Annotated in this window: 24 protein-coding genes; 10 read left to right on the forward strand and 14 right to left on the reverse strand. The window is 72.0% G+C overall.

Annotated elements, in window-relative coordinates; genetic code table 11:
- Positions 1 to 25: 25 nt before the first annotated feature.
- The 5 genes from NIE79_RS28885 to NIE79_RS28905 all read right to left on the reverse strand — a co-directional run bounded on the left by NIE79_RS28885 (position 26) and on the right by NIE79_RS28905 (position 6,706).
- Positions 26 to 3,205: a UvrD-helicase domain-containing protein gene (locus NIE79_RS28885; protein ID WP_238681577.1), complete on the reverse strand. Its 3,180-nt coding sequence runs from the start codon at positions 3,203 to 3,205 to the stop codon at positions 26 to 28.
- A gap of 61 nt (positions 3,206 to 3,266) precedes the next feature.
- Positions 3,267 to 4,511: a metallophosphoesterase gene (locus tag NIE79_RS28890; RefSeq protein ID WP_238681578.1), complete on the reverse strand. Its 1,245-nt coding sequence runs from the start codon at positions 4,509 to 4,511 to the stop codon at positions 3,267 to 3,269.
- 13 nt (positions 4,512 to 4,524) lie between these two features.
- Positions 4,525 to 4,779: a MoaD/ThiS family protein gene (locus NIE79_RS28895; RefSeq protein WP_238681579.1), complete on the reverse strand. Its 255-nt coding sequence runs from the start codon at positions 4,777 to 4,779 to the stop codon at positions 4,525 to 4,527.
- A gap of 2 nt (positions 4,780 to 4,781) precedes the next feature.
- Positions 4,782 to 5,795, reverse strand: a complete 1,014-nt coding sequence (moaA, locus tag NIE79_RS28900; protein WP_238681580.1) for a GTP 3',8-cyclase MoaA — start codon at positions 5,793 to 5,795, stop codon at positions 4,782 to 4,784.
- Positions 5,792 to 6,706 carry a fructosamine kinase family protein gene (locus NIE79_RS28905; protein WP_238681581.1) on the reverse strand — a complete coding sequence of 305 codons (915 nt, stop codon included), beginning with the start codon at positions 6,704 to 6,706 and terminating at the stop codon, positions 5,792 to 5,794. The genes moaA and NIE79_RS28905 overlap by 4 nt, the downstream gene beginning before the upstream one ends.
- A gap of 173 nt (positions 6,707 to 6,879) precedes the next feature.
- Here NIE79_RS28905 and NIE79_RS28910 point away from each other — a divergent pair, with 173 nt between their 5' ends.
- The 3 genes from NIE79_RS28910 to NIE79_RS28920 all read left to right on the forward strand — a co-directional run bounded on the left by NIE79_RS28910 (position 6,880) and on the right by NIE79_RS28920 (position 8,622).
- Complete coding sequence (locus tag NIE79_RS28910) at positions 6,880 to 7,923, forward strand: DUF4192 domain-containing protein (RefSeq protein ID WP_238681582.1); 1,044 nt, start codon at positions 6,880 to 6,882, stop codon at positions 7,921 to 7,923.
- Between the two features lie 85 nt (positions 7,924 to 8,008).
- On the forward strand, positions 8,009 to 8,305 hold the full coding sequence (locus NIE79_RS28915) for a type II toxin-antitoxin system RelE/ParE family toxin (RefSeq protein WP_238681583.1): 297 nt from the start codon (positions 8,009 to 8,011) through the stop codon (positions 8,303 to 8,305).
- Entirely contained in the window at positions 8,305 to 8,622 is a 318-nt protein-coding gene (locus tag NIE79_RS28920) for a helix-turn-helix domain-containing protein (protein WP_238681584.1), read from the forward strand. Before NIE79_RS28915 ends, NIE79_RS28920 begins: the two co-directional genes overlap by 1 nt.
- Positions 8,623 to 8,628: 6 nt before the next feature.
- Here NIE79_RS28920 and NIE79_RS28925 read toward each other — a convergent pair whose 3' ends face one another.
- A complete protein-coding gene (locus NIE79_RS28925) occupies positions 8,629 to 8,832 on the reverse strand; it encodes a DUF397 domain-containing protein (RefSeq protein ID WP_238681585.1) in 204 nt (67 codons plus the stop codon).
- Positions 8,833 to 9,402: 570 nt separating this feature from the next.
- Here NIE79_RS28925 and NIE79_RS28930 point away from each other — a divergent pair.
- Positions 9,403 to 10,119, forward strand: a complete 717-nt coding sequence (locus tag NIE79_RS28930) for a GAP family protein (RefSeq protein WP_238681586.1) — start codon at positions 9,403 to 9,405, stop codon at positions 10,117 to 10,119.
- A gap of 13 nt (positions 10,120 to 10,132) precedes the next feature.
- On the opposite strand, the gene fdhD is transcribed toward NIE79_RS28930, so the two are convergent.
- Positions 10,133 to 10,999: a formate dehydrogenase accessory sulfurtransferase FdhD gene (gene fdhD / locus NIE79_RS28935; protein WP_238681587.1), complete on the reverse strand. Its 867-nt coding sequence runs from the start codon at positions 10,997 to 10,999 to the stop codon at positions 10,133 to 10,135.
- 96 nt (positions 11,000 to 11,095) lie between these two features.
- Between fdhD and mobA the strand changes: the two genes are divergently transcribed.
- The 3 genes from mobA to NIE79_RS28950 all read left to right on the forward strand — a co-directional run bounded on the left by mobA (position 11,096) and on the right by NIE79_RS28950 (position 13,284).
- Positions 11,096 to 11,833, forward strand: a complete 738-nt coding sequence (gene mobA, locus NIE79_RS28940; RefSeq protein WP_238681588.1) for a molybdenum cofactor guanylyltransferase — start codon at positions 11,096 to 11,098, stop codon at positions 11,831 to 11,833.
- On the forward strand, positions 11,830 to 12,096 hold the full coding sequence (locus NIE79_RS28945; protein ID WP_238681589.1) for a DUF6457 domain-containing protein: 267 nt from the start codon (positions 11,830 to 11,832) through the stop codon (positions 12,094 to 12,096). Before mobA ends, NIE79_RS28945 begins: the two co-directional genes overlap by 4 nt.
- A gap of 81 nt (positions 12,097 to 12,177) precedes the next feature.
- The gene (locus NIE79_RS28950; protein WP_238681590.1) at positions 12,178 to 13,284 is read left to right on the forward strand and encodes a T3SS (YopN, CesT) and YbjN peptide-binding chaperone 1; all 1,107 of its coding nucleotides are present in this window, start codon (positions 12,178 to 12,180) and stop codon (positions 13,282 to 13,284) included.
- Positions 13,285 to 13,290: 6 nt separating this feature from the next.
- Here NIE79_RS28950 and NIE79_RS28955 read toward each other — a convergent pair whose 3' ends face one another.
- Positions 13,291 to 14,247: a zinc-binding dehydrogenase gene (locus NIE79_RS28955; RefSeq protein WP_238681591.1), complete on the reverse strand. Its 957-nt coding sequence runs from the start codon at positions 14,245 to 14,247 to the stop codon at positions 13,291 to 13,293.
- A 72-nt stretch (positions 14,248 to 14,319) separates the two neighbouring features.
- Complete coding sequence (locus NIE79_RS28960; RefSeq protein WP_238681592.1) at positions 14,320 to 14,784, reverse strand: Lrp/AsnC family transcriptional regulator; 465 nt, start codon at positions 14,782 to 14,784, stop codon at positions 14,320 to 14,322.
- A gap of 59 nt (positions 14,785 to 14,843) precedes the next feature.
- On the opposite strand from NIE79_RS28960, the gene ddaH reads away from it, so the two are divergent.
- Positions 14,844 to 15,677 (forward strand): dimethylargininase, encoded by an 834-nt coding sequence (gene ddaH / locus NIE79_RS28965; RefSeq protein ID WP_341844839.1) that lies wholly within the window; start codon positions 14,844 to 14,846, stop codon positions 15,675 to 15,677.
- A 67-nt stretch (positions 15,678 to 15,744) separates the two neighbouring features.
- On the opposite strand, the gene NIE79_RS28970 is transcribed toward ddaH, so the two are convergent.
- Both NIE79_RS28970 and NIE79_RS28975 read right to left on the reverse strand, forming a co-directional pair.
- Positions 15,745 to 16,932 carry an ABC transporter substrate-binding protein gene (locus NIE79_RS28970; protein ID WP_238681593.1) on the reverse strand — a complete coding sequence of 396 codons (1,188 nt, stop codon included), beginning with the start codon at positions 16,930 to 16,932 and terminating at the stop codon, positions 15,745 to 15,747.
- Between the two features lie 81 nt (positions 16,933 to 17,013).
- Positions 17,014 to 17,811, reverse strand: coding sequence for an alpha/beta hydrolase family protein (locus tag NIE79_RS28975; RefSeq protein ID WP_238681594.1), 798 nt, complete (start codon positions 17,809 to 17,811; stop codon positions 17,014 to 17,016).
- 84 nt (positions 17,812 to 17,895) lie between these two features.
- Between NIE79_RS28975 and NIE79_RS28980 the strand changes: the two genes are divergently transcribed.
- Positions 17,896 to 18,498: a bacterial proteasome activator family protein gene (locus NIE79_RS28980; RefSeq protein ID WP_238681595.1), complete on the forward strand. Its 603-nt coding sequence runs from the start codon at positions 17,896 to 17,898 to the stop codon at positions 18,496 to 18,498.
- 2 nt (positions 18,499 to 18,500) lie between these two features.
- Here NIE79_RS28980 and NIE79_RS28985 read toward each other — a convergent pair whose 3' ends face one another.
- The 3 genes from NIE79_RS28985 to NIE79_RS28995 form a co-directional block, all read right to left on the reverse strand.
- Complete coding sequence (locus NIE79_RS28985; protein ID WP_210787440.1) at positions 18,501 to 19,313, reverse strand: HAD family hydrolase; 813 nt, start codon at positions 19,311 to 19,313, stop codon at positions 18,501 to 18,503.
- Positions 19,313 to 20,134 (reverse strand): HAD family hydrolase, encoded by an 822-nt coding sequence (locus NIE79_RS28990; protein ID WP_238681596.1) that lies wholly within the window; start codon positions 20,132 to 20,134, stop codon positions 19,313 to 19,315. The genes NIE79_RS28985 and NIE79_RS28990 overlap by 1 nt, the downstream gene beginning before the upstream one ends.
- Before the next feature lie 286 nt (positions 20,135 to 20,420).
- Entirely contained in the window at positions 20,421 to 21,155 is a 735-nt protein-coding gene (locus tag NIE79_RS28995; protein ID WP_238681597.1) for a hypothetical protein, read from the reverse strand.
- A 131-nt stretch (positions 21,156 to 21,286) separates the two neighbouring features.
- Between NIE79_RS28995 and NIE79_RS29000 the strand changes: the two genes are divergently transcribed.
- On the forward strand, positions 21,287 to 21,718 hold the full coding sequence (locus NIE79_RS29000) for an OsmC family protein (protein WP_091396762.1): 432 nt from the start codon (positions 21,287 to 21,289) through the stop codon (positions 21,716 to 21,718).
- Positions 21,719 to 21,797: the final 79 nt, after the last annotated feature.

A 21,797-nucleotide genomic window follows, 5' to 3' on the forward strand; every position in this document is an offset into this window, starting at 1 on the left:
CGGCGGGGGTCAGGGGGTCAGGGGGTCAGATCAGGCGGAGCTGGCGGTCCTTGGGGCGGCGGGGCTCGGCTTCGCCGAAGCGCTCGAACAGGCCGGGGTCGATGGTGTTGAGGAACGGCGAGGGTGCGCAGTCGCGCTCGGTGCCGTGGCGGGTGCGGCGGGCGGCGTGACTGACGTACAGCCGGTCCTGGGCCCGGGTCAGGCCGACGAAGAGGAGCCGGCGCTCCTCGGCGACGGCGTCCTCGTCGGGCGTCGAGCCCGGCCAGCGCAGCGGCAACAGCCCGTCCTCGACGCCGACCAGGAAGACCACCGGAAACTCCAGGCCCTTCGCTGCGTGCAGGGTGAGCAGCGTGACGGCCTCGGCACGCGGGTCGAGCGCGTCCACCTCCGCGCCGGTGGCCAACTGCGACAGGAACGCCTCCAGGTCGTCGCCGCAGCGTCGGGCCAGGGGGGTCAGCAGGTCCACGGCCGAGCGGACGTCCTCGGGACGGACCGCGCTGGCGGCGCCGTCCAGGGTGGGCACGGCGAACCGCTCGGCGACCACCTGACCGGCCAGCCGCACCCGGGCGGCCAGTGAGCCGGCCAGACCGTCGGCGTGCCGTAGCTCGCGGGCGATGGCCGCCACCCCGAGCCGGTCCCGCAGCCGGTCGTGGGAACGCTTCTGCACGGGGATGTTGGCCCGGGTCAGGGCGTCCACGATCGGGGCTGCCTGCGCGTCGGTGCGGTACAGCACGGCGATGTCGGAAAACGACAGCGAGGTGGACCGGCCGTCGATGCGGCCCGAGTCCAGCGAGCGGTGCGACAACCCGCCGACCAGATCGTCGACGGTACGCACCACGAAGTCGGCCTCCTCGGCCACCGACGCCGCCGGGTAGCGCCCGACCAGCGGAGCCTCCGGGTCGAGCCGGGCCGGGTCCAGTCGCCGACCCCGGACCAGCGAGGACGGTGCGATGGCCTGCACGGCGGCGGCCAGGATCGGGGCCGACGAGCGGTAGTTGCGGTTGAGTCGGACCAGTCGGGCGTCGGTGAAGTCCTCGGAGAAGCGCAGGAAGTAGCCGACGTCGGCACCCCGGAACGAGTAGATCGCCTGGTCCGGGTCGCCGATCGCGCAGAGGTTGCCGTCGGCGGGGCTGAGCAGCCTCAGCAGCTCGTACTGCACCTCGTCGACGTCCTGGTACTCGTCGACGAAGATCCACCGCCAGCGGTCCCGGTACCGTTCGACAAGCTTCCGGTCGGCCCGCAGCAGCTCCACCGGCAGGGTCACCAGTTCGTCCAGGTCGACCAGGTCCTGCTTGCGCAGCAGCGACACGTAGGCGGCACCGTCGTCGCCGGCCTCGGTGCGGGCCGCCGCCCGCTCGGCGTCGTCGGCGATCCGGAAGTCGACCGGGAGACCCGCCGCGTCGGCGTTCTCCCGCAGGATGGTCAACCCCAAGGCGTGGAACGTACCCACTGTGACGTCCTCGGCGACCGGGCCGAGCAGGCCGTCGAGGCGGTGCCGCAGCTCCTCGGCGGCCCGGCGGGTGAACGTGATCGCGAGGCAGTGCTCGGGAAAGACGTTCAGCTCCGCGCACAGGTACGCGATCCGGTGGGTGAGCGTCCTGGTCTTGCCGGTGCCCGGACCGGCCACGATGAGCAGCGGACCACCGGGTGCGGAGGCGGCCACCCGCTGCATGGCGTCCAGTCGGTCCAGCAGGCCGGTGCCGACCTCCTCCATGCCGGAGAGCATCGGCTCGAACGGCTCGTGCGGAGACGGTGGTGACGCGATCGGCGGCGCGGGCGCCGGGACCGTCTTCCGCTTCGGCTCCGCCTTCGCCGCCGCCGGGCGCTTGGCCGGGACCCGGGGAGCCGGCTCCGTGGGTCGCCGCTGCGCCGGCACCGGTACGTCGAACAGCGTCTCCTGCGTGCCCAGCTCGGCCGGGTCGAAGAGCGTGATCACGCCGTACTCGCCGTCGTAACCGGGCACCCGGCGGACGTCGCCACGCCGCAGCCGCCCGATGCCCTCCGCGAGCAGCTCACCACCGGCCTGCGCGACCTCGGTCAGCGGCGTCGTGGTCAGGATCTCCAGCTCGGGGCCGAGCGCGGCCAGCAGCTCGTTGAGCCGCCCCTCGACCTTCTTCGACCGGGCACCCACCTTGTTGATCTCACCGAGGATCTCGGCCAGCGGCACCAGGTGCGTGACGTCCCGGGCGTTCGCCGGCCGGTGCCCGTCCGGACGGTCGGCCAACTCCTCGATCCGGCTGAGGACTCCCACGGTGAGGGGCTTGCCGCACTCGGGGCAGCGCCCGTCGGCGGCCCGGGTGCGCTCCGGAGACCAGTTGACCCCGCACAGCCGGTGCCCGTCCGCGTGGTACTTGCCCTCCTCCGGGAAGAATTCGACAGTGCCGGCCAGGCCGACACCGGTCCGCAGCGCCTCCCGAACGGCGAAGTAGTCCCGTTCGGCGGTCAGCACTGTCGCCTCCCGGCCGAGCGCCGGCGGCGAGTGCGCATCCGAGTTGGACACCAGTTGGTAGCCGTCCAGGCTGCCGACCCGCCAGTTCATGGCGGGGTCGGAGGAGAGCCCGGTCTCCACGGCGAAGATGTGCTCGGCCAGGTCCGCGTAGCAGTCCGCGATCGCGTCGAAGCCGGACTTCGAGCCCAGCGCGGAGAACCAGGGAGTCCAGATGTGCGCCGGCACCAGGTAGCCGTCCGGGCTGGCCTCCAGGGTGATCTCCAGCAGGTCGCGGGAGTCCAGTCCGAGGATCGGTCGGCCGTCGGAGCCGAGGTTGCCGATCCGGCCGAGCGCGGTGTTGAACCGGGCCACCGCGTCCAGATCCGGCAGGTAGATCAGGTGGTGCACCTTGCGGGTCCGGTCGTCCCGCTTGTAGATGGTGGAGATCTCCACGCTCAGCATGAAACGGACCGGGTCCGCCTCCGCCGTCTGCGCGAGCCGGGGTGGCAGCCGACGGGCGATGTCCCGTTCCGCCTCCGGGCCGAGCCGGTAGAGCCCCGGCTCGGCAGGGCGCAGCGTCTCCCGCAGTTGGTCGTACCAGGCGGGGTGGGTGAAGTCGCCGGTGCCGAGCAGGCCGATGCCCTTACGCCGGGCCCACCACGCGAGGTTCGGCAGGGTGAGGTCACGGCTGCACGCGCGCGAGTACTTCGAGTGGATGTGCAGGTCCGCGACGAATGGCGGTAGGCCACCGGGGGGTACGGCGCTGAACGGGGGCACGCCGCATCCTGTCACGCCCGCCGCGCCGGCCAGCCGCCGCCACGCGCGGACGTGACCTCCGCTATGCCGAGCGCAGCTCGACCAGACTGATCTGCGGCTCCGCGCCGACCCGGACCGGCGGCCCCCAGAAACCGGCGCCGTTCGTCACGTAGACCTTGGTGCCGTCGACCTCGCCGAGCCCGCTGACCACCGGCTGCTCCAGCCCGACGGCCAGGTTGAACGGCACCATCTGGCCGCCGTGGGTGTGCCCTGACAGTTGCAGGTCGACGCCGTACCGGGCCGCCTCCTTGGCCGCCAGCGGCTGGTGCGCGAGCAGGACAACGGGTCGGCTCGGGTCGCGGTCACCGAGGGCGGCGGCGAAGTCCGGCCCGGCGGCGAGGCCGGTGCCCACCGCGGTGAGGTCGTTCACGCCGGCCAGGTCGAGCACACCGCCCCGGGCCTGGATCTCCTGCCGCCGGTTCTGCAGCACCCGCAGACCGAGTCGGTCGACCTCCTGGACCCACTCCTCCACGCCGGAGTAGTACTCGTGGTTGCCGGTGACGAAGAAGCTGCCGTGGCGGGAGCGCAGGTCACGCAGCGGCGCGGCGGCCGAGCCGAGTTCGGCCACGGAGCCGTCGACCAGGTCACCGACGACCGCGACGATGTCCGCGTCGAGCCGGTTGATCGCGGCGACGATCCGCTCGGTGTGTGCCCGCCCGCGCAGCGGGCCGAGGTGGATGTCGGAGACGGTGGCGATGCGCAGACCGTCCATGCTGCGGGGGAGCTTGGCCAGCGGGATCCGCACCCGGTCGAGGTGGGGCGGGCCGAGCGCCGTGCGGATGCCGTACCCGGTGACGCCGGTGGCGGTGAGGCCCGCGAAGATGGCCGCCCCACGGGCCAGCATCAGCCGACGGGACGGGTCGTGGTCCGGTGCCGCGACGGCGCCGGCGGCCGGCGGCTCGGTCGGCCCGGCGGCGCCGACCAGCACCGGCTCGGGCGCGGCGGTGGTGGGCTCGGCGGCGACCACGCGGCGACGCAGCACCAGCCGGGCGACGAGCATCGGAACTTCCAGCACTACCAGTACGACAAGCAGGTAGAACATCAGCGCGAGCCACAGGTAGCCCGGCCACGCGAGCCAGTAGAGCCCGGCCTGCGTCCCGGCGAGGGTGACCGGCACGAGCAGGGCCAGCACCAGGGCGGCGATCCCGCCGATCCGTCGCCAGCGGCCCGGCGTGGTGGTGTCCCGAACGAGTCGCTTCCACAGGTAGAGGTGGATGAGACCGGTGACCAGCGCCAGGACAGCCACGAACCCCAGAACCGCCATCATGTGTGCGCCTCCCTCAGCCGCCCGCGAACGGGGGCAGGACATCGATCGTGGCCCCGGCCGGTAGGGGTGCCTGACGATCATGACAGGTGACGCCGTCCACGAGGAAACTCGCAACCCGCAGCACCCCGGCGAGCCGGTCGCCGTGGCGCTGGGTCAGCTCGGCCGTGAGGTCGTCGAGTGACCGCCCGCCGGGGATGGCCTCCTCGGCGCGGCCGGCGGCGGCGCGGGCGCCCGCGAAGTAGCGGATGGTCAGCGGGGTCCCCTCCATGCTCAGCCTCCGATCGCGGACATCGGGCGGGTCGGCTGGAGGAAGGTGGGGTCGTCGATGCCGTGCCCGGCGCGCTTGCCCCACATCGCGGTACGCCAGCGTCGGGCCAACTCGTCGTCATCCGCGCCGGTGCGCAGTGCGGCGCGCAGGTCCGACTCTTCGGTGGCGAAGAGGCAGGCGCGGACCTGGCCGTCGGCGGTCAACCGGGTGCGGTCGCAGTCCCCGCAGAAGGGGCGGGTGACGCTGGCGATCACACCGACCCGGGCCGGGCCTCCGTCGACCAGCCAGGTCTCCGCCGGTGCCGCGCCGCGCTCGGCCGGATCGGGGCTCAGATCGAACACGGTACGCAGCGACGCCAGGATCTCCTCGGCGGTGACCATGGTGTCGCGGGCCCAACCGTGCTGGGCGTCCAACGGCATCTGCTCGATGATGCGCAACTGGTAGTCGTGATCGAGGGCGAAGCGGAGCAGCGCCGGCGCCTCGTCCTCGTTGAGACCACGCATCAGCACTGAATTGATCTTCACGGGGTTGAGCCCGGCAGCCGCCGCTCCGGCGAGCCCGGCCAGCACCGCGTCGAGGCGGGGGCGGCGGGTGAGCGTGGTGAACCGGTCCGGGTCCAGGGTGTCCAGTGAGACGTTCACCCGATCCAGGCCGGCCGCCCGCAACGCCGGGGCCAGCCGGTCCAGGCCGATGCCGTTGGTGGTCAGCGAGACCCGGGGGCGTGGTTCGAGGGCGGCGACCGCCGTCACGATGTCGACAAGCCCGGATCGGATCAGCGGCTCACCGCCGGTGAACCGCACCTCGGTCACGCCGAGCAGCTCGACAGCCACCCGGACCAGCCGGACGATCTCCTCGTCGGTCAGCAACTCGGGGCCGGCCAGCCAGGGGAGCCCTTCCGCCGGCATGCAGTAGGTGCAGCGCAGGTTGCACTTGTCGGTGAGGGACACGCGCAGGTCCCGGGCGACACGGCCGAACCGGTCGACGAGGACGCCGTCGGACCCCGGGGCGACGCTCACCTGTCGACCGTAGCGCGCTCGGCCGTGCTCAGGACGGCACGGGCGGTCTGGACGACCACATCTCGGAAGCTGGCGCCGAAGAGTGCGGTGTGCACGAGCAGCAGATGCAGCTGATGCACTGGCACGCGCTCACGCCAGCCGTCCGGTAGGGGCCAACTCTCCTGGTAGGCGGCCAGCGCCCGATCCAGGTGGGGGATGCCGCCGAAGAGGGCGAGCTGGGCGAGATCCGTTTCCCGGTGCCCACCGTGCGCTGCCGGGTCGACGAGCCAGGCCCGGTCATCGGCCCCCCACAGCACGTTGCCCGGCCACAGGTCGCCATGGATGCGCGCGGGAGGCTCGTCGTCGCCGAGCCCGTCGAGGCGGCCGATCACCTGCTCGACCAGAGCGGCATCGGCGCTGGTCAGCGCGCCAGCGTCGACCGAGCGTCGCAGGTAGGGGGCGAGGCGCCGCTCGGCGAACCAGGTCGACCACCGCCCGCCCGTGGGGGTGTTGTCCTGTGGAAGCGAGCCGATGAACCCGGGCCAGGCGGCACCGAAGGCGGGCGCGCCCGCCCGGTGCAGCCCGGCCAACTCCCGGCCGAAGCGCTCCGCGGCCTCCGGCGTCGGTTCGCCGGGCTCCACCCAGTCGAGCGCCAGCAGCTCCGGCAACACCACGATCACTTCGGGTACGCCGACAGCGCCCGCCTCCCGCAGCCAGCGCAAGCCGGCGGCCTCGGCGGCGAAGAAGCCCTCCGGCGCCGGTCGGTCGGCGCCTTCAGGCCAGGACTTGGCGAAGACGGAGTGGCCGTCGTCGAGGGTGAGCCGGGCGGCGGCGCAGATGTTTCCACCGGCGACCGGCGTCTCCCGGAGCCGCTGATGGGTCCGGAAGGTCGGGAGGTGTGCCGGGTGCGCGCGCAGGTACGCCAGGTCCATCAGCGCACGGTAACCGCTCCTTACGACAGCCAGGTGTCGCCCGACGACATCGGCGCTCTTTCCGCACTCGTAGGTGTGGCGTGAGCAGGGACAACACGTTCAGTAACTGTGGATAAGCCGCGTGTCGTCCACAGGGGTGGCAGGGCCCGGTACGCCCGCCGCAGGCTTCCGACATGACCTCGACCGAACGCCCTCAGCTCGCCGTCCGCTCACCCGCCGACCTGATCGCCGCTGTGCCGTACCTGCTCGGCTTTCATCCCACCGACAGCGTGGTCGCCGTGGCGCTGGTCGGCCGGCAGATCGTCTTCGCCGCCCGCGCGGACCTGCCCGACCCGACCGAGCTGGGCGGGCTGGCCGGGCACCTGGCCGGTGTGATCCGCCGGCAGGGCGCGGAGGCCGCCACCGTGGTGGGTTACGGGCAACCGGAGCGGGTCACCCCGGCCGTGGACGCGGTGCGCGACGCGCTGAACGACTTCGGGCTGCACGTGCTCGACGCGCTGCGGGTGACCGACGGTCGCTGGTGGTCCTATCTCTGCACCGAGCCCGACTGCTGCCCGCCCGAGGGTCGCCGCTACGACCCGACCGCCAATCGGTTGACCGCCTCGGCGGTCTTCGCCGGCCAGGTGGCACTCCCCGACCGGGCCGCCCTGGTGGCGCAGGTGGCACCGGTGGACGGCCCGGCCCGGGATGCTGCCCGCGCGGCCACCGCCCGCGCCGAGCTGAGACTGGCCGAGCTGGTCGAGCAGGCGCCCGAGAGTGACCTGCTCGGGGCGCGGGCGCTGCGCGCCGCCGGGTTGGCGGCGGTCCGCGAGGCCCAGCGCCGGCAGCGGCGTGGTGAGCGGCTCGACGACGACGAGGTGGCCTGGTTGAGCCTGCTGATGACCCACCTGCCAGTTCGCGATCACGCGTGGGAACGCACCGACGGCCGGGACCGGGACATCGCCCTCTGGACCGACGTGCTGCGCCGCGCCGAGCCGGAGGTGGCCGCCGCGCCGGGTGCGCTGCTGGCGTTCGCCGCGTGGCGCGCCGGACAGGGCGCGTTGGCGGCGGTCGCGCTGGAACGGACGCTGAGTCTGCACCCCGACTACTCGCTCGCCCTGCTGCTGGACGACCTGCTCCGGCGCGGCGTGCCCCCGGCCGAGCTGGACGGGTGGCCGTCCGTCGGGATGCCCGGCGTCATCCGGCCCCGCAAACGGAGCCGACGTGGCCGTCGCTGACGGGCCAGATGCGGGAGACTCCGCAGCAGTCGTATCGCAACTTTGCTATAGTCGGCTCTGGTCAGTCCTCTTCCACCCAGAGGCCGTGTCCGAACTGCGAATACCCGCGATCGAGCAGGCGGCAATCGGACACGCCGTCGAAAAGCTGGAGAGCCTTGGCCCCAACCTTGGCTACCCGCACTCCAGCAAGATTCGAACCGCCGACAACTTGCGTGAACTACGCCCACGCGGAGGGCGTAGCCGGTGGCGCGTCTTCTACGCGCAGGTCGGTGAGGCGTTCGTGGTCGGTGCCATCGGCCCAGAAGCCAGCGTCAGTCAGCGGAACTTCGCCCGGGCCGTCGCAGCCGCAGAGCGAAGGATCAAGGACGTGGAGGCGGAGTGATGAAACGTTCCGAACTCAAGACCTCGCAGCAGGTCATCGGCGATTTCAGCCGTCAGGACCCGGTGTTCCGCGCAGAGTGGGATCGGACAGCATTCGCGCGTGAGGTCGCGCTCCGTATCGTGGGATACCGCACCGAGAACCAGCTGACCCAGACCGCGCTCGCTCGCAAGGTGGGGATGACCCAGTCAGTCATCGCGCGACTGGAGTCTGGCGACCAGCCGCCGTCGATCGCGACCCTCGTCAAGCTTTCCAACGGCACCGGCATGGAGTTCGACGTCAAGATCTCCCGCGGCGCCGTCGAGATCGTGGCCGCATAGTCGGACCTAGCCGACTGGGCCGATCTTCTTTGTCAGCCCGACGAAGCCCGCCCAGGCGGCCGGCTTGAAGCTCAGCGTGCCGCCGTCCCGATCCTTGGTGTCGCGCACGAGCACGACACCCGCCAGGTTGTCGGCCACCTCCACGCAGTTGCCGCCATTTGAGCTGCTGCGGGTGCTCTTGCGCCAACGGGCGCCGCTCAGGTCATCCATGCTCGCGCTCTCATCAGGTCGATGGTCAGGTCTCGCGGTAGCGCTAACGACCTCGGGCCAGAGGTCGCCCTCGTCGCGGCCGAGGACCTCAGCGACCTTCGACCGGTGCCGCGTCTGCGGAATCCGTCCCGGGTTCGCCCACTTGGCCGCCGTCTTGGGATCCACCCCGATATGGGCGGCGAGGCTGTCGGCGGTCAGGCCGGATTTCGCGCGAGCTGACCGACCGGCACACCTACCACGGTTGGACCTGGATCGAGGCGTACGAGCTGGGGCCGGACGGCAGCGCACGCGTCAAGCGCGAACTGTTCGTGCTCCGCGAAGGGATCGACCTGCTGTCGTCCGGCCCGACCAGGCAGTCCGGCCGGCCCGGCTCGACGGCGAAGGTTCGACAGCCCCGCTGACTCCCGCCCCGGCGCTGATCCCTCGTCCCCCGAGGTCGATGGCCCGGGGCGGGTTCCTTCCGCAACGCCTCCGTCGAAGGATGTACGCGTTGCTCCTGTCCACGGCCGACGCGGCAGGGTCACCGCCGCCGGAGAATGATCTCGTGGCCGTTCTCCGCGTTGGTACGACATGACCCCCGAGTTGCTGCTGTCGCTGGCCGGGCTGGCGTTGATCGACAGCACCAGCATCGGCACCCTCTTCATCCCGGTCTGGTTGCTGCTCGCCCCCGGGCCGGTCAACGTCCGGCGGATCCTGGGCTACCTCGCCACCATCGCGGCGTTCTACCTCGCGGTAGGGCTGCTGCTGGTCTGGGGCGGCAGCGCGTTGGGGGACGCGCTGGGCGGAGCCCTGGACAACAGGGGTGTCCTCTGGGCGCAACTCGTCCTCGGCGTGGGAATGCTGGCGCTCAGCTTCCGCTACGACGGCAAGCGGCGTCCCCGTACCGGTGGCGTGTTGCGCTGGCGGGACCGGGCCACCGCCGGAGATTCCTCGGCCCGCTGGTTGGTCGGGCTCGCGCTGCTCGCGGCGCTCGCCGAGGTGGCGACAATGCTCCCGTACCTCGGTGCTGTGGGTCTGTTGGCCACCTCGGGGGTGGGGGCGGCGAGCGTGGTGGCGCTGCTCACCGGGTACTGCCTGGTCATGGTGCTGCCGGCGGTGTTGCTGCTGGGTGCCAGGGTGGCCCGCCCGCGACTGGTCGAGCCGGTGCTGGCCCGCCTGAACGCCTGGATCGTCACGAAGGCGGGTAGCGCGTTGGGCTGGATCCTCGGCATCGCCGGTTTCCTCATCGCCCGTGATGCCGCCGCACGGCTGGCCCTGTTCGACCTGATCGACCGGATCGGTCGCTGACGGGCCGCTCACGTCAGGCTGGCTGCTCCACGGTGATCCGGTGCGGCCCGGTGTAGACGTTCATGGTCCGGCCACGCAGGAAGCCGACGAGTGTCATCCCCGCCTCGTCGGCCAGTTCGGCGGCGAGGGTGCTCGGGGCGGACACCGCGGCCAGCAGCGGCAACCCCGCCATCCACGCCTTCTGGGTCAGCTCGAAGCTGGCCCGTCCGGAGACCAGCAGCAGGTGCCCGGCGAGCGGCAGCCGGCGTTCCCGCACGGCCCAGCCGATCACCTTGTCCACGGCGTTGTGCCGGCCCACGTCCTCCCGGAGCACCACCAGCTCACCGTCGGGGGTGAACAACCCGGCCGCGTGCAGCCCGCCGGTCCGGTCGAAGCCGCGCTGGGCGGCTCGCAACCGGTCGGGCAGTTCGGCGAGCAGCGCGGCCGGCACGCTGAGCGGATCCGCCGCGACCGGGAAGAGCGACCGGGTGCGTACCGCGTCGATGCTGGCCTTGCCGCAGACCCCGCAGGAGCTGGTCGTGTAGAAGTTCCGGGACGGGTCGGTGGCCGGTTCCGGTACGCCGGGGGCGAGCACCACGTCCACCACGTTGTACGTGTTCGGCGTCTCCGCGCCGGCGCAGAGTTGCGCTGTCAACACGTCGTCGGTCGACCGGATCAGCCCCTCCGTGAGCAGGAACCCGATGGCCAGGTCCAGGTCGTCGCCGGGGGTACGCATGGTGACGGCGAGCGGCTGACGTTTGCCGGGACCGGCCGCGCCGACCCGGATCTCCAGCGGCTCCTCCACGGCGAGCGTGTCCGGTCGGCGGACCGCTCCGCGCCCGGCGGTGGCCGCGTCCAGGTCGATCCGGAGTACGCCGCGTCGATCAGTTGCCCGTCCCATCCCGCCATCCTCCACCTCCCGCCGGCCCCACCCCACCCCCACCCGTTGATCATGAAGTTGGCCGCGCGTGTCGTCGGCGTGTCGAGCGATAACGTCATGATCAACGGGGTGGGGGGTTGGGCCGGCACTGTCGGGCGCTGGCACGGCTACGGTGGGCGGGTGGGGACGTACGCCGCAGTGGTGCTGGCGGGTGGGGCCGCCCGACGGATGGGCGGGGTCGACAAGCCCGCGCTTCCGGTCGGTGGCCGGCCGATGCGTGACCGGGTGCTGGCCGCCGTCGGCGACGCGACGCCGCGGGTGCTGGTCGGTGCGGCCGACGCCGTGCCGCCGGGTGTGCGGGTCGTCCGGGAGGACCCGCCCGGCGGGGGCCCGGTCGCCGCGGCGGCTGCCGGCCTGGCGCTGCTGGATGCCGACGTCAGCCTGGTCGCGCTGCTCGCCGCCGACCTGCCGCTGCTCACCCGGGCCGCGATCGGTGACCTGCTGGAGCACCTCGACGAGGAGACCACCGGCACCGAACCACCGGGCGGCGGCTCTGCGCCAGCGCCGCCGGCCCACAGCGGCCTCGACGGCGTGCGGGCACCGGACGGGGCGTGCTTCGTGGACGGGGCCGGGCGGCGGCAGTCGCTCTGCGGTGTCTGGCGGGTCGCCGCGCTGCGGGCGGCAGTGGACCGGCTGACGGTCGAGCGGGGCGGCAGTCTGTCCGGAGCCCCGGTCCGGGCGTTGCTGGCGGGTCTCGTCGTGCGGGAGGTGGCCTGGTCCGGCGAGGGCCCGCCACCGTGGTTCGACTGCGACACTGACGAGGACGTACGCCGGGCGGAGGAGTGGACGCGATGACGGTGATGGACGACTGGGTCACGGCCGTGTGCGCCGAGTTGGATCTGGACTCGGCCGCGGTGCCGGTGCCGGCGGTGCTGGATCTGGCCCGGGACGTCGCTCACCAGGTGCTGCGTCCGGGTGCGCCGGTCACCGCGTACCTCTTCGGCTTGGCGGTTGGCCGGGGCGCGGACCCGGCGGACGCCGCGGCCCGGCTCAGCGCGCTGGCGGGCGCCTGGCCGGTCGAGCTGGGCGCCGACCCCGCCGACCCGACGGCCCCCTGACCGCCGCTGTCCGATCCCGGTCGGGGCTGATTCGACCAACAGGCGGCGTGGGTAGGGTGATCGTGACGGACGGAGGCGATCATGACGGCTGACCACCCCTCGGCGCCGCACGGTGATCTGCCCGGCGCTTCGACTGAGCCGGCGGAATCGATCCTGCTTGACGAGCCCAGCACCACCGACCTGCGGGCGAAGGTGACCGAGGCGTGGCGGGAGTTCGCCCGCGCGCTCGCCGTACGGCTGCGGGAACTTCCCGTCGGCGCGCACCTCGACGTGACACTGGACCCCACCGCCTCCGGCACCGGGGACGCCGTCTATTCGATAAGCGTCGACGTGGACGCGGACCTGGTGTTGTCCGCCCGCGCGGTCGGCAACGCCGCCCTGCCGGCGGGCTACCGACTGGACCGGGGCGCGGTGGCGGACATGGTCGCGCTCGGTTGGTCCCCGCCCGGGGTGGTCGCCGGATCCGGCGGTTCCTTCGGGCTGAACGCCACGACGGCCGAGTCGACCCAGGTCGCCACGCTGCTCTCCCGCACGCTGCGGGACGTCTACGGTGCCCCGCACCCGGCGTTCCTCGTCTACCTGGTGCACGACGCCGAGGGCGAGCCGTTGGCAGTGGACCCGCTGGGCACCGCCCGCAGCGAGTTCGGTCCGGACGCCGACGTCGAGGGGGACCTGGAGGAGGCGTTGGCCGAGGCGGCCGCCGCGCAGGTCGAGCGGGACGACGTGCTCGACCTGGCCGATCGGGTCCGCACAGTGGTCTCCACGATGTTGAAGTCGGACACCGACCGGTTGCAGATCGACTCGGACGGCGACATCACCATCCGCGCCGGGTCGGCGATGGTCTTCGTGCGGGTGCGGGACAATCCGCCCCTGGTGGACGTCTTCTCGCCGGTGCTCACCGAGGTGGAGCCGACCGAGCGGCTCTACGTCAAGCTCTCCGAGCTGACGAACCGGATGCCGATCGGTCGCCTCTACTGCGCCGACGACACGGTCTGGGCGTCCATCCCGGTGTTCGGCCGTAACTTCCAGGCGACCCATCTGATGCTGGCGGTGCAGGTGATGACCGGTCTCGCCGACGAGTTGGACGACCGTCTGCACGGTGAGTTCGGCGGCAAGCGGTTCTTCGGTGAGGGTGACAAGCCGGTCCGGCGCGACGAGTCGGAGCACCGCACCGGCATGTATCTCTGAACCCGATCAGGCCACGTCCAGCAGGGTCTTGCCGACCGTCGCGCGCGCCTCGATGGCGGCGTGCGCGTCGGCGGCACGTTCCAGTGGGAAACGTTGGCCGATGAGCGGTCGCAGGCGGCCGGCCGCCGCGTCCGCCAGGGCCTGTTCGGTGTACGTCCGCAGCCGGGCCGGCGGCACGTCCGGGCGGACCAGCGTGACCTGCCGTGCCGTGGCGGCCTCTGCCGACACCGGGGACCACTCCCCGCTCGCCAACCCGAAGCTGACCATCCGGCCGCCCGGGGGGAGCAGGTCGAAGGCGGCTCGGGCCACCTGACCGCCGACCCCGTCGAGCACCACGTCGACACCGCCCACCGCGGCGCGGACCTGCTCGGCCCACTCGGGCAGCAGGTAGTCGACGGCCAGCTCGGCGCCCAGGCCGGGTAGCAGGTCCACCTTGCGTCGCCCACCGGCCGCGCCGATCACCCGGGCCCCGGCCCGGACCGCGAGCTGCACCAACAGGCTGCCGACGCCGCCGGCCGCGGCCTCCACCAGCACCCGGTCACCTGGGCGGACGCCGACCGCCTCGATCAGCATGGTGGCGGTCCGCCCGTCGGCCAGCAGCGCCACCGCCTCGTCCAGCGCCAACCCGGCCGGCACCGCGATCGTCGCCGACGCGTCCACTGCCGCGCGTTCGGCGTAACCGCCGGAACCTCCGGTGGCGCTGACCACCCGCTGCCCGGTCAGCGCCGGGTCGACGTCCGACCCGACAACCGTGATCACCCCGCCGACGCCGTTGCCGGGGATCAGCGGTGGGGTGAGGCGGAACGGGCCGGGGTGACCGGCGCGAAGTTGCGTCTCGATGAAGGTGATGTTCGCGTGCGCGACGTCGATCAGCACCTGGCCGGGGCCGGGGACCGGGTCGGGCGCGGGGCCGGGCACCAGCACCTCGGGACCGCCGAACTCACGTAACCAGATCGCCCGCATGACAGCCCCCTCGCCCCGATGGGCTGCCTCGCCCACTCGGGGGCCAGTCCATCTCCTCAACCTGGGTTGAGGTCAAGGGGTGCCGGCGGACGGGCCGACGCCGGGGGATTCGACCAGCCGGGAGAGCACGATGGTGCTGCGGGTGGAGGTCACGAAGGACTCGGCACGCAGCCGCTCCAGCGCTGCCTCCAGGTGGCCGATGTCGGCGGCGCGCAGGTGCACGAGCGCGTCCGCCTCCCCGGAGACGGTGTACGCCCCGACCACCTCGGGGTGTCGGCGGGCGGCCACTCCGATCTGCGCCGGGGTGGTCCGGCCGGCGCAGAACAGCTCGACGAAGGCCTCAGTGGTCCAACCGACGGCGGCCGGATCAACGACAGCCGTGAATCCCCTGATCACACCGGTGGCGCGCAGTCGGTCGACGCGACGCTTGACCGCCGGGGCGGAGAGTGACACCCGGGCGCCGATGTCGGCGTAGGACGCGCGGGCGTCCGCGACGAGTAACGCAATGATCCGCTGGTCTACCGCGTCTATCTGCAACGTTCCGCCTCTGGGAAGCAACGCTTGTGGCTGTTTTCAAAGTTCTACGGTACCTACTCTTGGTGACCGTGAACCAGCAGCGTTTCCCGCGAAAGCGGACATATCTCATGTGCTCGCCGGAGTACTTCGCGGTCGAGTACGCGATCAACCCGTGGATGGACGTGACCACCCCGGTCGACCGGGACCTGGCCGTCAAACAGTGGGACCGGCTGCGCGAGACGCTTGTCGGCCTCGGCCACGAGGTGCATCTGCTCACCCCCGAGCAGGGCCTGCCCGACATGGTCTACGCCGCCAACGGCGGCTTCGTGGTGGACGGAAGCGTCTACGGCGCCCGGTTCAAGCACGAGCAGCGGGCCGCCGAGGCCGCCGCCCACCACGCCTTCTACGAGGCGCAGGGCTGGCGGTTCATCGCACCCAGCGAGACCAACGAGGGCGAGGGCGACTTCGCGTACGTGCCGGAGGCGCACGGCGGGCTCATCCTGGCCGGTCACGGCTTCCGCACCGAGATCCCCGCGCACGCGGAGGCGCAGGAGGCGCTGGGTCGTCCGGTGGTGTCGCTGCGCCTGATCGACCCCCGCTTCTACCACCTGGACGTGGCGCTCGCGGCCATCGACGACGCAAACATCGTCTACTTCCCGGGCGCGTTCTCCGCGGCCAGTCAGCGGGTGCTCACCCAACTCTTCCCGGACGCGGTGATCGCCGACGACGAGGACGCGATGGCCTTCGGGCTCAACCTGGTCAGCGACGGCGCGAACGTGGTGCTCAACAGCGAGGCCACCCGCCTGGCCGGCAAGCTCAAGGCGGCCGGGTACACCCCGGTCCCGGTCGAGCTGGCCGAGCTGAAGAAGGGTGGCGGCAGCGTGAAGTGCTGCATCGCCGAGCTGCGGCACTGAGCCGCGAACGCCTCGGGGCCGGCCTCCCACTGGGAGACCGGCCCCGAATCGTGCTCCGGGTGGGCGTTCAGCCCAGCGTGGCCAGCTCGTTGATCAGCACGTTCGACATGACCTGACCGTCGCGCTGCACCTCGCGCAGGTACCACTTCTGCTGCGGGGTACGCGGCTGGTTGAACTGCCAGATGCCGCGCGGGCTGTCGATTTGGCCGATCTTGCCCAGCGCCAGGTTGACCTGCTGCGGCGTGGGCTTGCCGCCGGTCAGCTGGATGGCCTGGTCGAGCACCTGCGCCGCGTCGTACGACGCCATCGCGTAGGTGGTGGGGGTGACCTGGTACTTCTTGCGGTACGCCGAGGCGAAGACCCGGTTGGACGTGTTGTTCAGGTCGGCCGAGTAGTTCAGCGCGGTCTGGATGCCCAGCGCGTTGTCCTTCAGGTTCTCCAGCACGGTGCCCTCGGTGAGGAAGCCGGGTGCGTAGATCGGCCCGGCGAACTTCTCGCGCAGCTGCTTGATGAACTCCACGGCGGCCGCGCCGGCGAAGAAGCAGAAGACAGCCGTGGGCTTCTTGGCCAGTGCCCTGGTGATGTCCGAGGCGTACGTCGTCTTGCCGGGGTTGGAGGTGGCGCTGGTATAGGTCACCGGGTCGCTGATCCGCGGATCGGTGGTGCCGAAATACTGCCGGAAGCCGCGGACCACGTCCGGGCTGCCGACGTTCTCCGGCATGATGATCGCGACGCGGCCGTTCGCCGGCAGTTGGTCGCGCAGGTAGCGGCCCAGCGCCTTGCCGGCCTCGTCGAGCACGTACGAGGTCCGCCAGATGTAGAAGACGCTCTGCAGGCTGCTCGGTGAGGCGTTGGAGCCGATCAGCGGGACCCGGGCCTGCTCCACTGTGTCGCGGATGCCGACCATCACCGCCGAGTTGACCACGCCGGTGAGCGCCAGCACGCCCTGCTTGAGCAGGCCTTCGACGGCAGCCTTGCCGGTCTTCGCGGTGTCGCCCTCGTCGGCGGTCAACAGCTCCACCGGGTGGCCGCCCAGCCGCTGATCGTGTATGTCGAGGAAGAGCTGGAAGCCATTGGTGATGTCATCGCCGATGCTCTTGAAACCACCAGCCTGCGGCGTGATCAAACCGATCTTGATCGGGCCCCGGTCGGCGGTCGGCTCGGCGTCACCGTCTGAGCCGCACGCGGCGACGAACCCGGTGGTACCGAGCGCGGCCAACAGTTGGAGCGCCCGCCTGCGATTCATCTGCGACACCGAGTTCCTTCCAAGGAAGCGTTACAGGGCCGAACACCGCCCCTCCGGCGTTCTACCTGGTCCGCGACGCTGCGTCAATGGCTAGTGATCATCGTGCAGGGACCGCAACACGGCAAGGACCTGAGGCCAGGCGACGGCCTCCGGGTCGATCAGCCCGAAATGCTCGCATCCGGGCAGTTCAACAAGGGAAATATCGGAACCTGCGGCACGCGCCTCCGCGACGAAATCCCGGCTCATCTCCACCGGAACCTGATGATCGTCCGAGCCGTGAACAACTACCGTCCGTGTCCGTGTCGGTACCAACATCCGTGGATCCGTGCTCGCGTACCGGTCCGGGACCTGAGCCGGGCCGCCGCCGAGCAGCGCGGAGACCGCTCCCGAGTCCAGATCTCGCCGGTACGCCTCGGCCAGATCGGCCACCGGGGCCAGGGCGAGCACCCCGCCCACCGTCGCCGGGGCGGTGGCCGCCACGTATAGCGCCAGGTGGCCGCCCGCGGAGTGCCCGACCAGGATCGGCGCGGCCAGGCTCACCCGGCCGGGCAGCGCCTCGGCCGCCAGCGCCGGCAGCTCGGCCACCCCGGTCAGTACGTCGGTCAGGGTGCCCGGCCAACCGCCTCCGGGCTGCCCGGTGCGGCGGTATTCCAGCTGCGCCACCGGGTAGCCGTCAGCGGCGAGGGCTGCGGCCAGCGGGCCGGTGTGCCGTCTGTCGTACTCGGCCCGCCAGAAGCCGCCGTGCAGGACGACGACCAGCGGCCGGGCCGGCCCGGTCCCCGCCGGGAGGCGCAGATCGGCCACCTGATCGGGGTGGTCCCCGTACGCCACTGTCCGGTCGGGCTCCGGTGCGGGCCGGGTCAACACGGCGCGCGGGTCGACAGGCATGGCGCGACGGTAGCGCGCCCCGCCCGAGTGGTTCGGCCCCGGTAGTCGGTCCCGGCCGGCATGTCTCGCGCCCGCTGGGTAAAGATGGACCCCATGACCGAAGCGCGCTCCGCTGGAGAGAACGACCAGCCCGGCCCCGACGACTCCGGCCACTCCGGCACCGTGGTGGTGGTTGGCCCGGACGGCCGGCCGATCGGCACGATGCAGACCGACGAGGGCCAGGGCGAGGACCCGACCCGCCTCGTCGAACAGCCGGCCAAGGTGATGCGGATCGGCAGCATGATCAAGCAGTTGCTGGAGGAGGTGAAGGCCGCGCCTCTCGACGACGCCAGCCGCAACCGCATGCGGGAGATTCACGAGCGGTCGATCGTCGAGCTCAAGGAGGGCCTCGCCCCCGAGCTGCGCGACGAGCTGGAGCGCATCTCGCTGCCCTTCGCCGAGGACAAGGCCCCCAGCGAGGGCGAGCTGCGGATCGCGCACGCCCAGCTCGTCGGCTGGCTGGAGGGCCTGTTCCACGGCATCCAGGCGGCCCTGGTGGCCCAGCAGATGGCCGCCCGGGTGCAGCTGGAGCAGATGCGCGGTGGCCGGCAGGCGCTGCCCAGCGGCCCCGGTGGGGTAGTCCCCGGGATGCCGGGCATCGGCCAGCCGGGCGCCGGCGAGGGGCACAACACCGGTCAGTACCTCTGACCTCAGTCCACCCCGAAGATCTTCTCCAGGTACGCCGCCACGCCGTCCTCGGTGTTCGCCGTCGTCACATCGTCGGCGACCGCCAGGACGGCGCGGTGCGCGTTGGCCACCGCCACGCCACGCCCGGCCCAGGTGAGCATCGGCACGTCGTTGGGCATGTCGCCGAAGGCCAGCACGTCCGCCGCGGCCACCCCGAGCTGATCGCAGTACCAGGCCAGCCCCGCCGCCTTTGTCACCCCGGCCGCGGAGATCTCCACCAGCCCGGAGGACGACGAGTGCGTGGCCTCGGCCAACCCCGCCACCGCCGTGGCGATCAGCTCGGCGAAGGCATCCGGGTCCTGCTCGCCGGCTCGGGCGAGGAGCTTCACCGCCGGCACCGAGAGCAGCTCCTCCGGCGTCTCGATCGGCCGGATGCCGTTGGCGTCGGCGTCCCAACGCAGCGGGTAGTGCGCCTCGTGCCGCATCTCCCGGCTGTCCAGGATCTCCACGGCGAAGCTGATCCCGGGCACCTCGGCCCGTAGCCTCCGGGCCACCTCGGCCAGGTGGTGCGGAGCGAGCGGGTCGGCCCGCACCACCTCGTCCTCGAACGGGTCGTAGACCACGGCGCCGTTGGCGCAGACCGCCGGCAGCGGTCGCGCGAGCTGGTCGTACACCATTTTGAGCCAGCGGACCGGACGGCCGGTGACCAGGACGACCGGCGTGCCTCGCGCGGAGATCCGCGCGAGCAGGTCGGCGGTGCGTGGGCTGACGGTGTGGTCGTCGCGGATCAGCGTGCCGTCGATGTCGGTGGCGATGAGGCGGGGCGTGTCTCCCATTACCGGGACAGTAGCCGGTCCAGATACACCGCCACCCCGTCGTCGTCGTTGCGCAAGGTCACCTCGTCGGCGACGGCGCGCAGCGCGGGGTGCGCGTTGGCCACTGCCACCCGCGACCAGCCGGCCCACTCGAACATCGGCAGGTCGTTGGGCATGTCACCGAAGACCAGCACGTCGGCCGGGTCGACCCCGAGGGTCTGCGCCACCACTGTCAGCCCGGTCGCCTTGTCGACGCCGGGCGGGCAGATCTCGATGAAGCCGAGCCCGGCCTGGGTGAGCGTGGCGACCTGCGGCGGAACGATCCGACGGGCCACCGCCAGCAGTTCGTCCACGTGGTGGTCGGCGGTCCGGGCGAACGCCTTGATCACGTCGCAGGCGAGGCACTCGTCGCGGGTGCGCGCCTCGAAGCGGTCCTGGTAGGGCCAGCTCTCGTGGTAGTCGCCCCACAGCGGGGCGTCGTGCTCGTCGGACGCCTCGACCATCACGGTCAGCGGGCCGACCTGCGCCTCCAGGTCGGCGAGGAGCCGGGCCAGTACCTCGGCGGGCAGCCGCTCGTCGCGGAGCACCACCGGGCCGGTCGGGTCGCTCTGGTCGACCACCCGTCCGCCGCCGGCCATCACCAGGAAGTCGGCGGCGCGGATGTCGTTGCGGGTCAACTCGGTCAACCGAGGGCCGCGTCCGGTCGCGCCGACCACCGGAATTCCGGCGGCGCGGACACGGTCGAGCACCCCATGGGTGTACGCGGAGACGGTGTCATCGCTGCGGACCAGCGTCCCGTCGAGGTCGGTCGCGATCAACTTGGGCAGTCCCGGGCGGGTCATCGTTCCTCCTTCGCCCACCGCCGTCGCACCGCCAGGGTCAGGGAAACCGACGCCCGGCGTGACGGCGGGCAGCAACCGTACCTCGCGAAACGGGCCCCAACCATGGCTTCCAGGCGAATCGGACGCCAACCCCGGGCACCCGCAAGGTGTCCCCCGCGCGCGGCCCCCACCGCCCCCGCGATCTTGCACTTTCGGTTGCCGGTTTGCGTGTTTATGCGCCCTATGCCGGGACAGCAACTGCAAGATCGGCGCGGCGGGGGGAGGGGGCAGCGGGGTGGGGCGGGGGTTAGGGCTGGGGGTCGGGGCGGGCGAAGGGGGCGGCGGGGGTGACTGTTAGGTCGGCTGGGGCGGGGAGGCCGTCCTCGATGGGGCCGGGGTCTCGGCGGCGCCAGGAGCGGGGTGCTGGCGGGTCGGCGGGGCGGTCCTCGTCCGGCGGCCCGAACGCGCTGGGGGGTGCGGCGGGAGCCAGCCGCAGGGCGGCCGCGAACAGCACACAGGCGACGAATGCCATCACCAGCCCACGGCCGTACTCGACGTGAAAGCCTTCCTCAAGCGAGGAGAAGAAGTTTCGCTGACCGGGGTTGTCGAGGCTGGCCGTGGCGGCCAACAGCAGCGCCAGCAGGGCGCCGGCCAGGGTGAGGCCGGCCAGCCGGGCGTTCGGCCGCACGGCCGCCGTGCCGCGCAACGTCAGCGCCACGGCGCAGACGAGGGCGAGAAGCCCAACCAGATAGCCGACCCCGAAGCCGCCGACCTCGGACACCCCGGCGGGCACCTCGAACGCCGCGTTGCCCTCGGGCCCGCCGTTCGGCAGGTTCATCACCAGCCACTCACCGACGAGCGAGGCGATCGCGGCCACCGCACCCAGACCGGCGAGCAGGAGGGGCAGCCGAGGATCCTGCGCGAAGTCGGCCAGGGACCAGGTGAAGCGACGTCGCGGGGCCGGCTCGTCGGCACCCCACTCGATCACCGCCGGGGCCTCGGATCGGTCGCCCTGTCGCGGGATTGGAAGCTCCTCGGACATCGGCCACCCTTCCGCCGGTCACGGACCTGGCTCGCATCATGGCACAGCAAGCTGGTGGTGACAGGGATCGCAGGGCTGGCGAGCGCGCCGGTCTGTCGCTCGGCGGTCGCCTTTCCGCTAGCGTTTGCCCCATGCCTATCCGTACCGCTTCAGCACAATGGCAGGGCAATCTCACCGAGGGCGCGGGCACCATCCGCACCGGTAAGGGCGGCCTGTCCGGCAACTACTCCTTCAAGTCGCGCTTCGAGGAGGGTGAGGGCACCAACCCCGAGGAGCTGATCGCCGCCGCGCACGCCGGCTGCTTCTCGATGGCGTTCTCCAAGGCGCTTGCCGACGCGGGCTCGACGGCCACCTCGGTCGAGACCACCGCCAAGGTGCACCTGGACAAGACCGACGCCGGCATGACCGTGACCCGGATCGACCTGGAGACGGTCGGTCAGGTCCCGGGGATCGACGACGCGGAGTTCCAGAAGCTCGCCGAGGCCGCCAAGGCCAACTGCCCGATCTCCCGCCTGCTCTCGCCGGGTGCCGAGATCACCCTCAACGCCCGCCTGGCTGCCTGAGCCAGCCAGCGCACACCGCACGTCCACGGAAGGAGCCTCCGCCCGGTCCCGGGTGGTCGCTTCTTCCGTGCATGTGCGG

The sequence above is a fragment of the Micromonospora trifolii genome (genome assembly GCF_022229005.1).
Taxonomy (GTDB): Bacteria; Actinomycetota; Actinomycetes; order Mycobacteriales; family Micromonosporaceae; genus Micromonospora; species Micromonospora trifolii.

Coding starts and splice junctions, on each gene's coding strand:
- fdhD (WP_238681587.1), bottom strand. CDS start 10,999: ATGGGACGGGCAACTGATCGACGCGGCGTACTCCGGATCGACCTGGAC.
- NIE79_RS28990 (WP_238681596.1), bottom strand. CDS start 20,134: ATGACCCGCCCGGGACTGCCCAAGTTGATCGCGACCGACCTCGACGGG.
- NIE79_RS28995 (WP_238681597.1), bottom strand. CDS start 21,155: ATGTCCGAGGAGCTTCCAATCCCGCGACAGGGCGACCGATCCGAGGCC.
- NIE79_RS28920 (WP_238681584.1), top strand. CDS start 8,305: ATGAAACGTTCCGAACTCAAGACCTCGCAGCAGGTCATCGGCGATTTC.
- mobA (WP_238681588.1), top strand. CDS start 11,096: ATGATCAACGGGGTGGGGGGTTGGGCCGGCACTGTCGGGCGCTGGCAC.
- NIE79_RS28955 (WP_238681591.1), bottom strand. CDS start 14,247: ATGCGGGCGATCTGGTTACGTGAGTTCGGCGGTCCCGAGGTGCTGGTG.
- NIE79_RS28910 (WP_238681582.1), top strand. CDS start 6,880: ATGACCTCGACCGAACGCCCTCAGCTCGCCGTCCGCTCACCCGCCGAC.
- NIE79_RS28930 (WP_238681586.1), top strand. CDS start 9,403: ATGACCCCCGAGTTGCTGCTGTCGCTGGCCGGGCTGGCGTTGATCGAC.
- NIE79_RS29000 (WP_091396762.1), top strand. CDS start 21,287: ATGCCTATCCGTACCGCTTCAGCACAATGGCAGGGCAATCTCACCGAG.
- NIE79_RS28905 (WP_238681581.1), bottom strand. CDS start 6,706: ATGGACCTGGCGTACCTGCGCGCGCACCCGGCACACCTCCCGACCTTC.
- NIE79_RS28985 (WP_210787440.1), bottom strand. CDS start 19,313: ATGGGAGACACGCCCCGCCTCATCGCCACCGACATCGACGGCACGCTG.
- NIE79_RS28945 (WP_238681589.1), top strand. CDS start 11,830: ATGACGGTGATGGACGACTGGGTCACGGCCGTGTGCGCCGAGTTGGAT.
- NIE79_RS28895 (WP_238681579.1), bottom strand. CDS start 4,779: ATGGAGGGGACCCCGCTGACCATCCGCTACTTCGCGGGCGCCCGCGCC.
- NIE79_RS28890 (WP_238681578.1), bottom strand. CDS start 4,511: ATGATGGCGGTTCTGGGGTTCGTGGCTGTCCTGGCGCTGGTCACCGGT.
- NIE79_RS28980 (WP_238681595.1), top strand. CDS start 17,896: ATGGACCCCATGACCGAAGCGCGCTCCGCTGGAGAGAACGACCAGCCC.
- NIE79_RS28950 (WP_238681590.1), top strand. CDS start 12,178: ATGACGGCTGACCACCCCTCGGCGCCGCACGGTGATCTGCCCGGCGCT.
- NIE79_RS28925 (WP_238681585.1), bottom strand. CDS start 8,832: ATGGATGACCTGAGCGGCGCCCGTTGGCGCAAGAGCACCCGCAGCAGC.
- NIE79_RS28975 (WP_238681594.1), bottom strand. CDS start 17,811: ATGCCTGTCGACCCGCGCGCCGTGTTGACCCGGCCCGCACCGGAGCCC.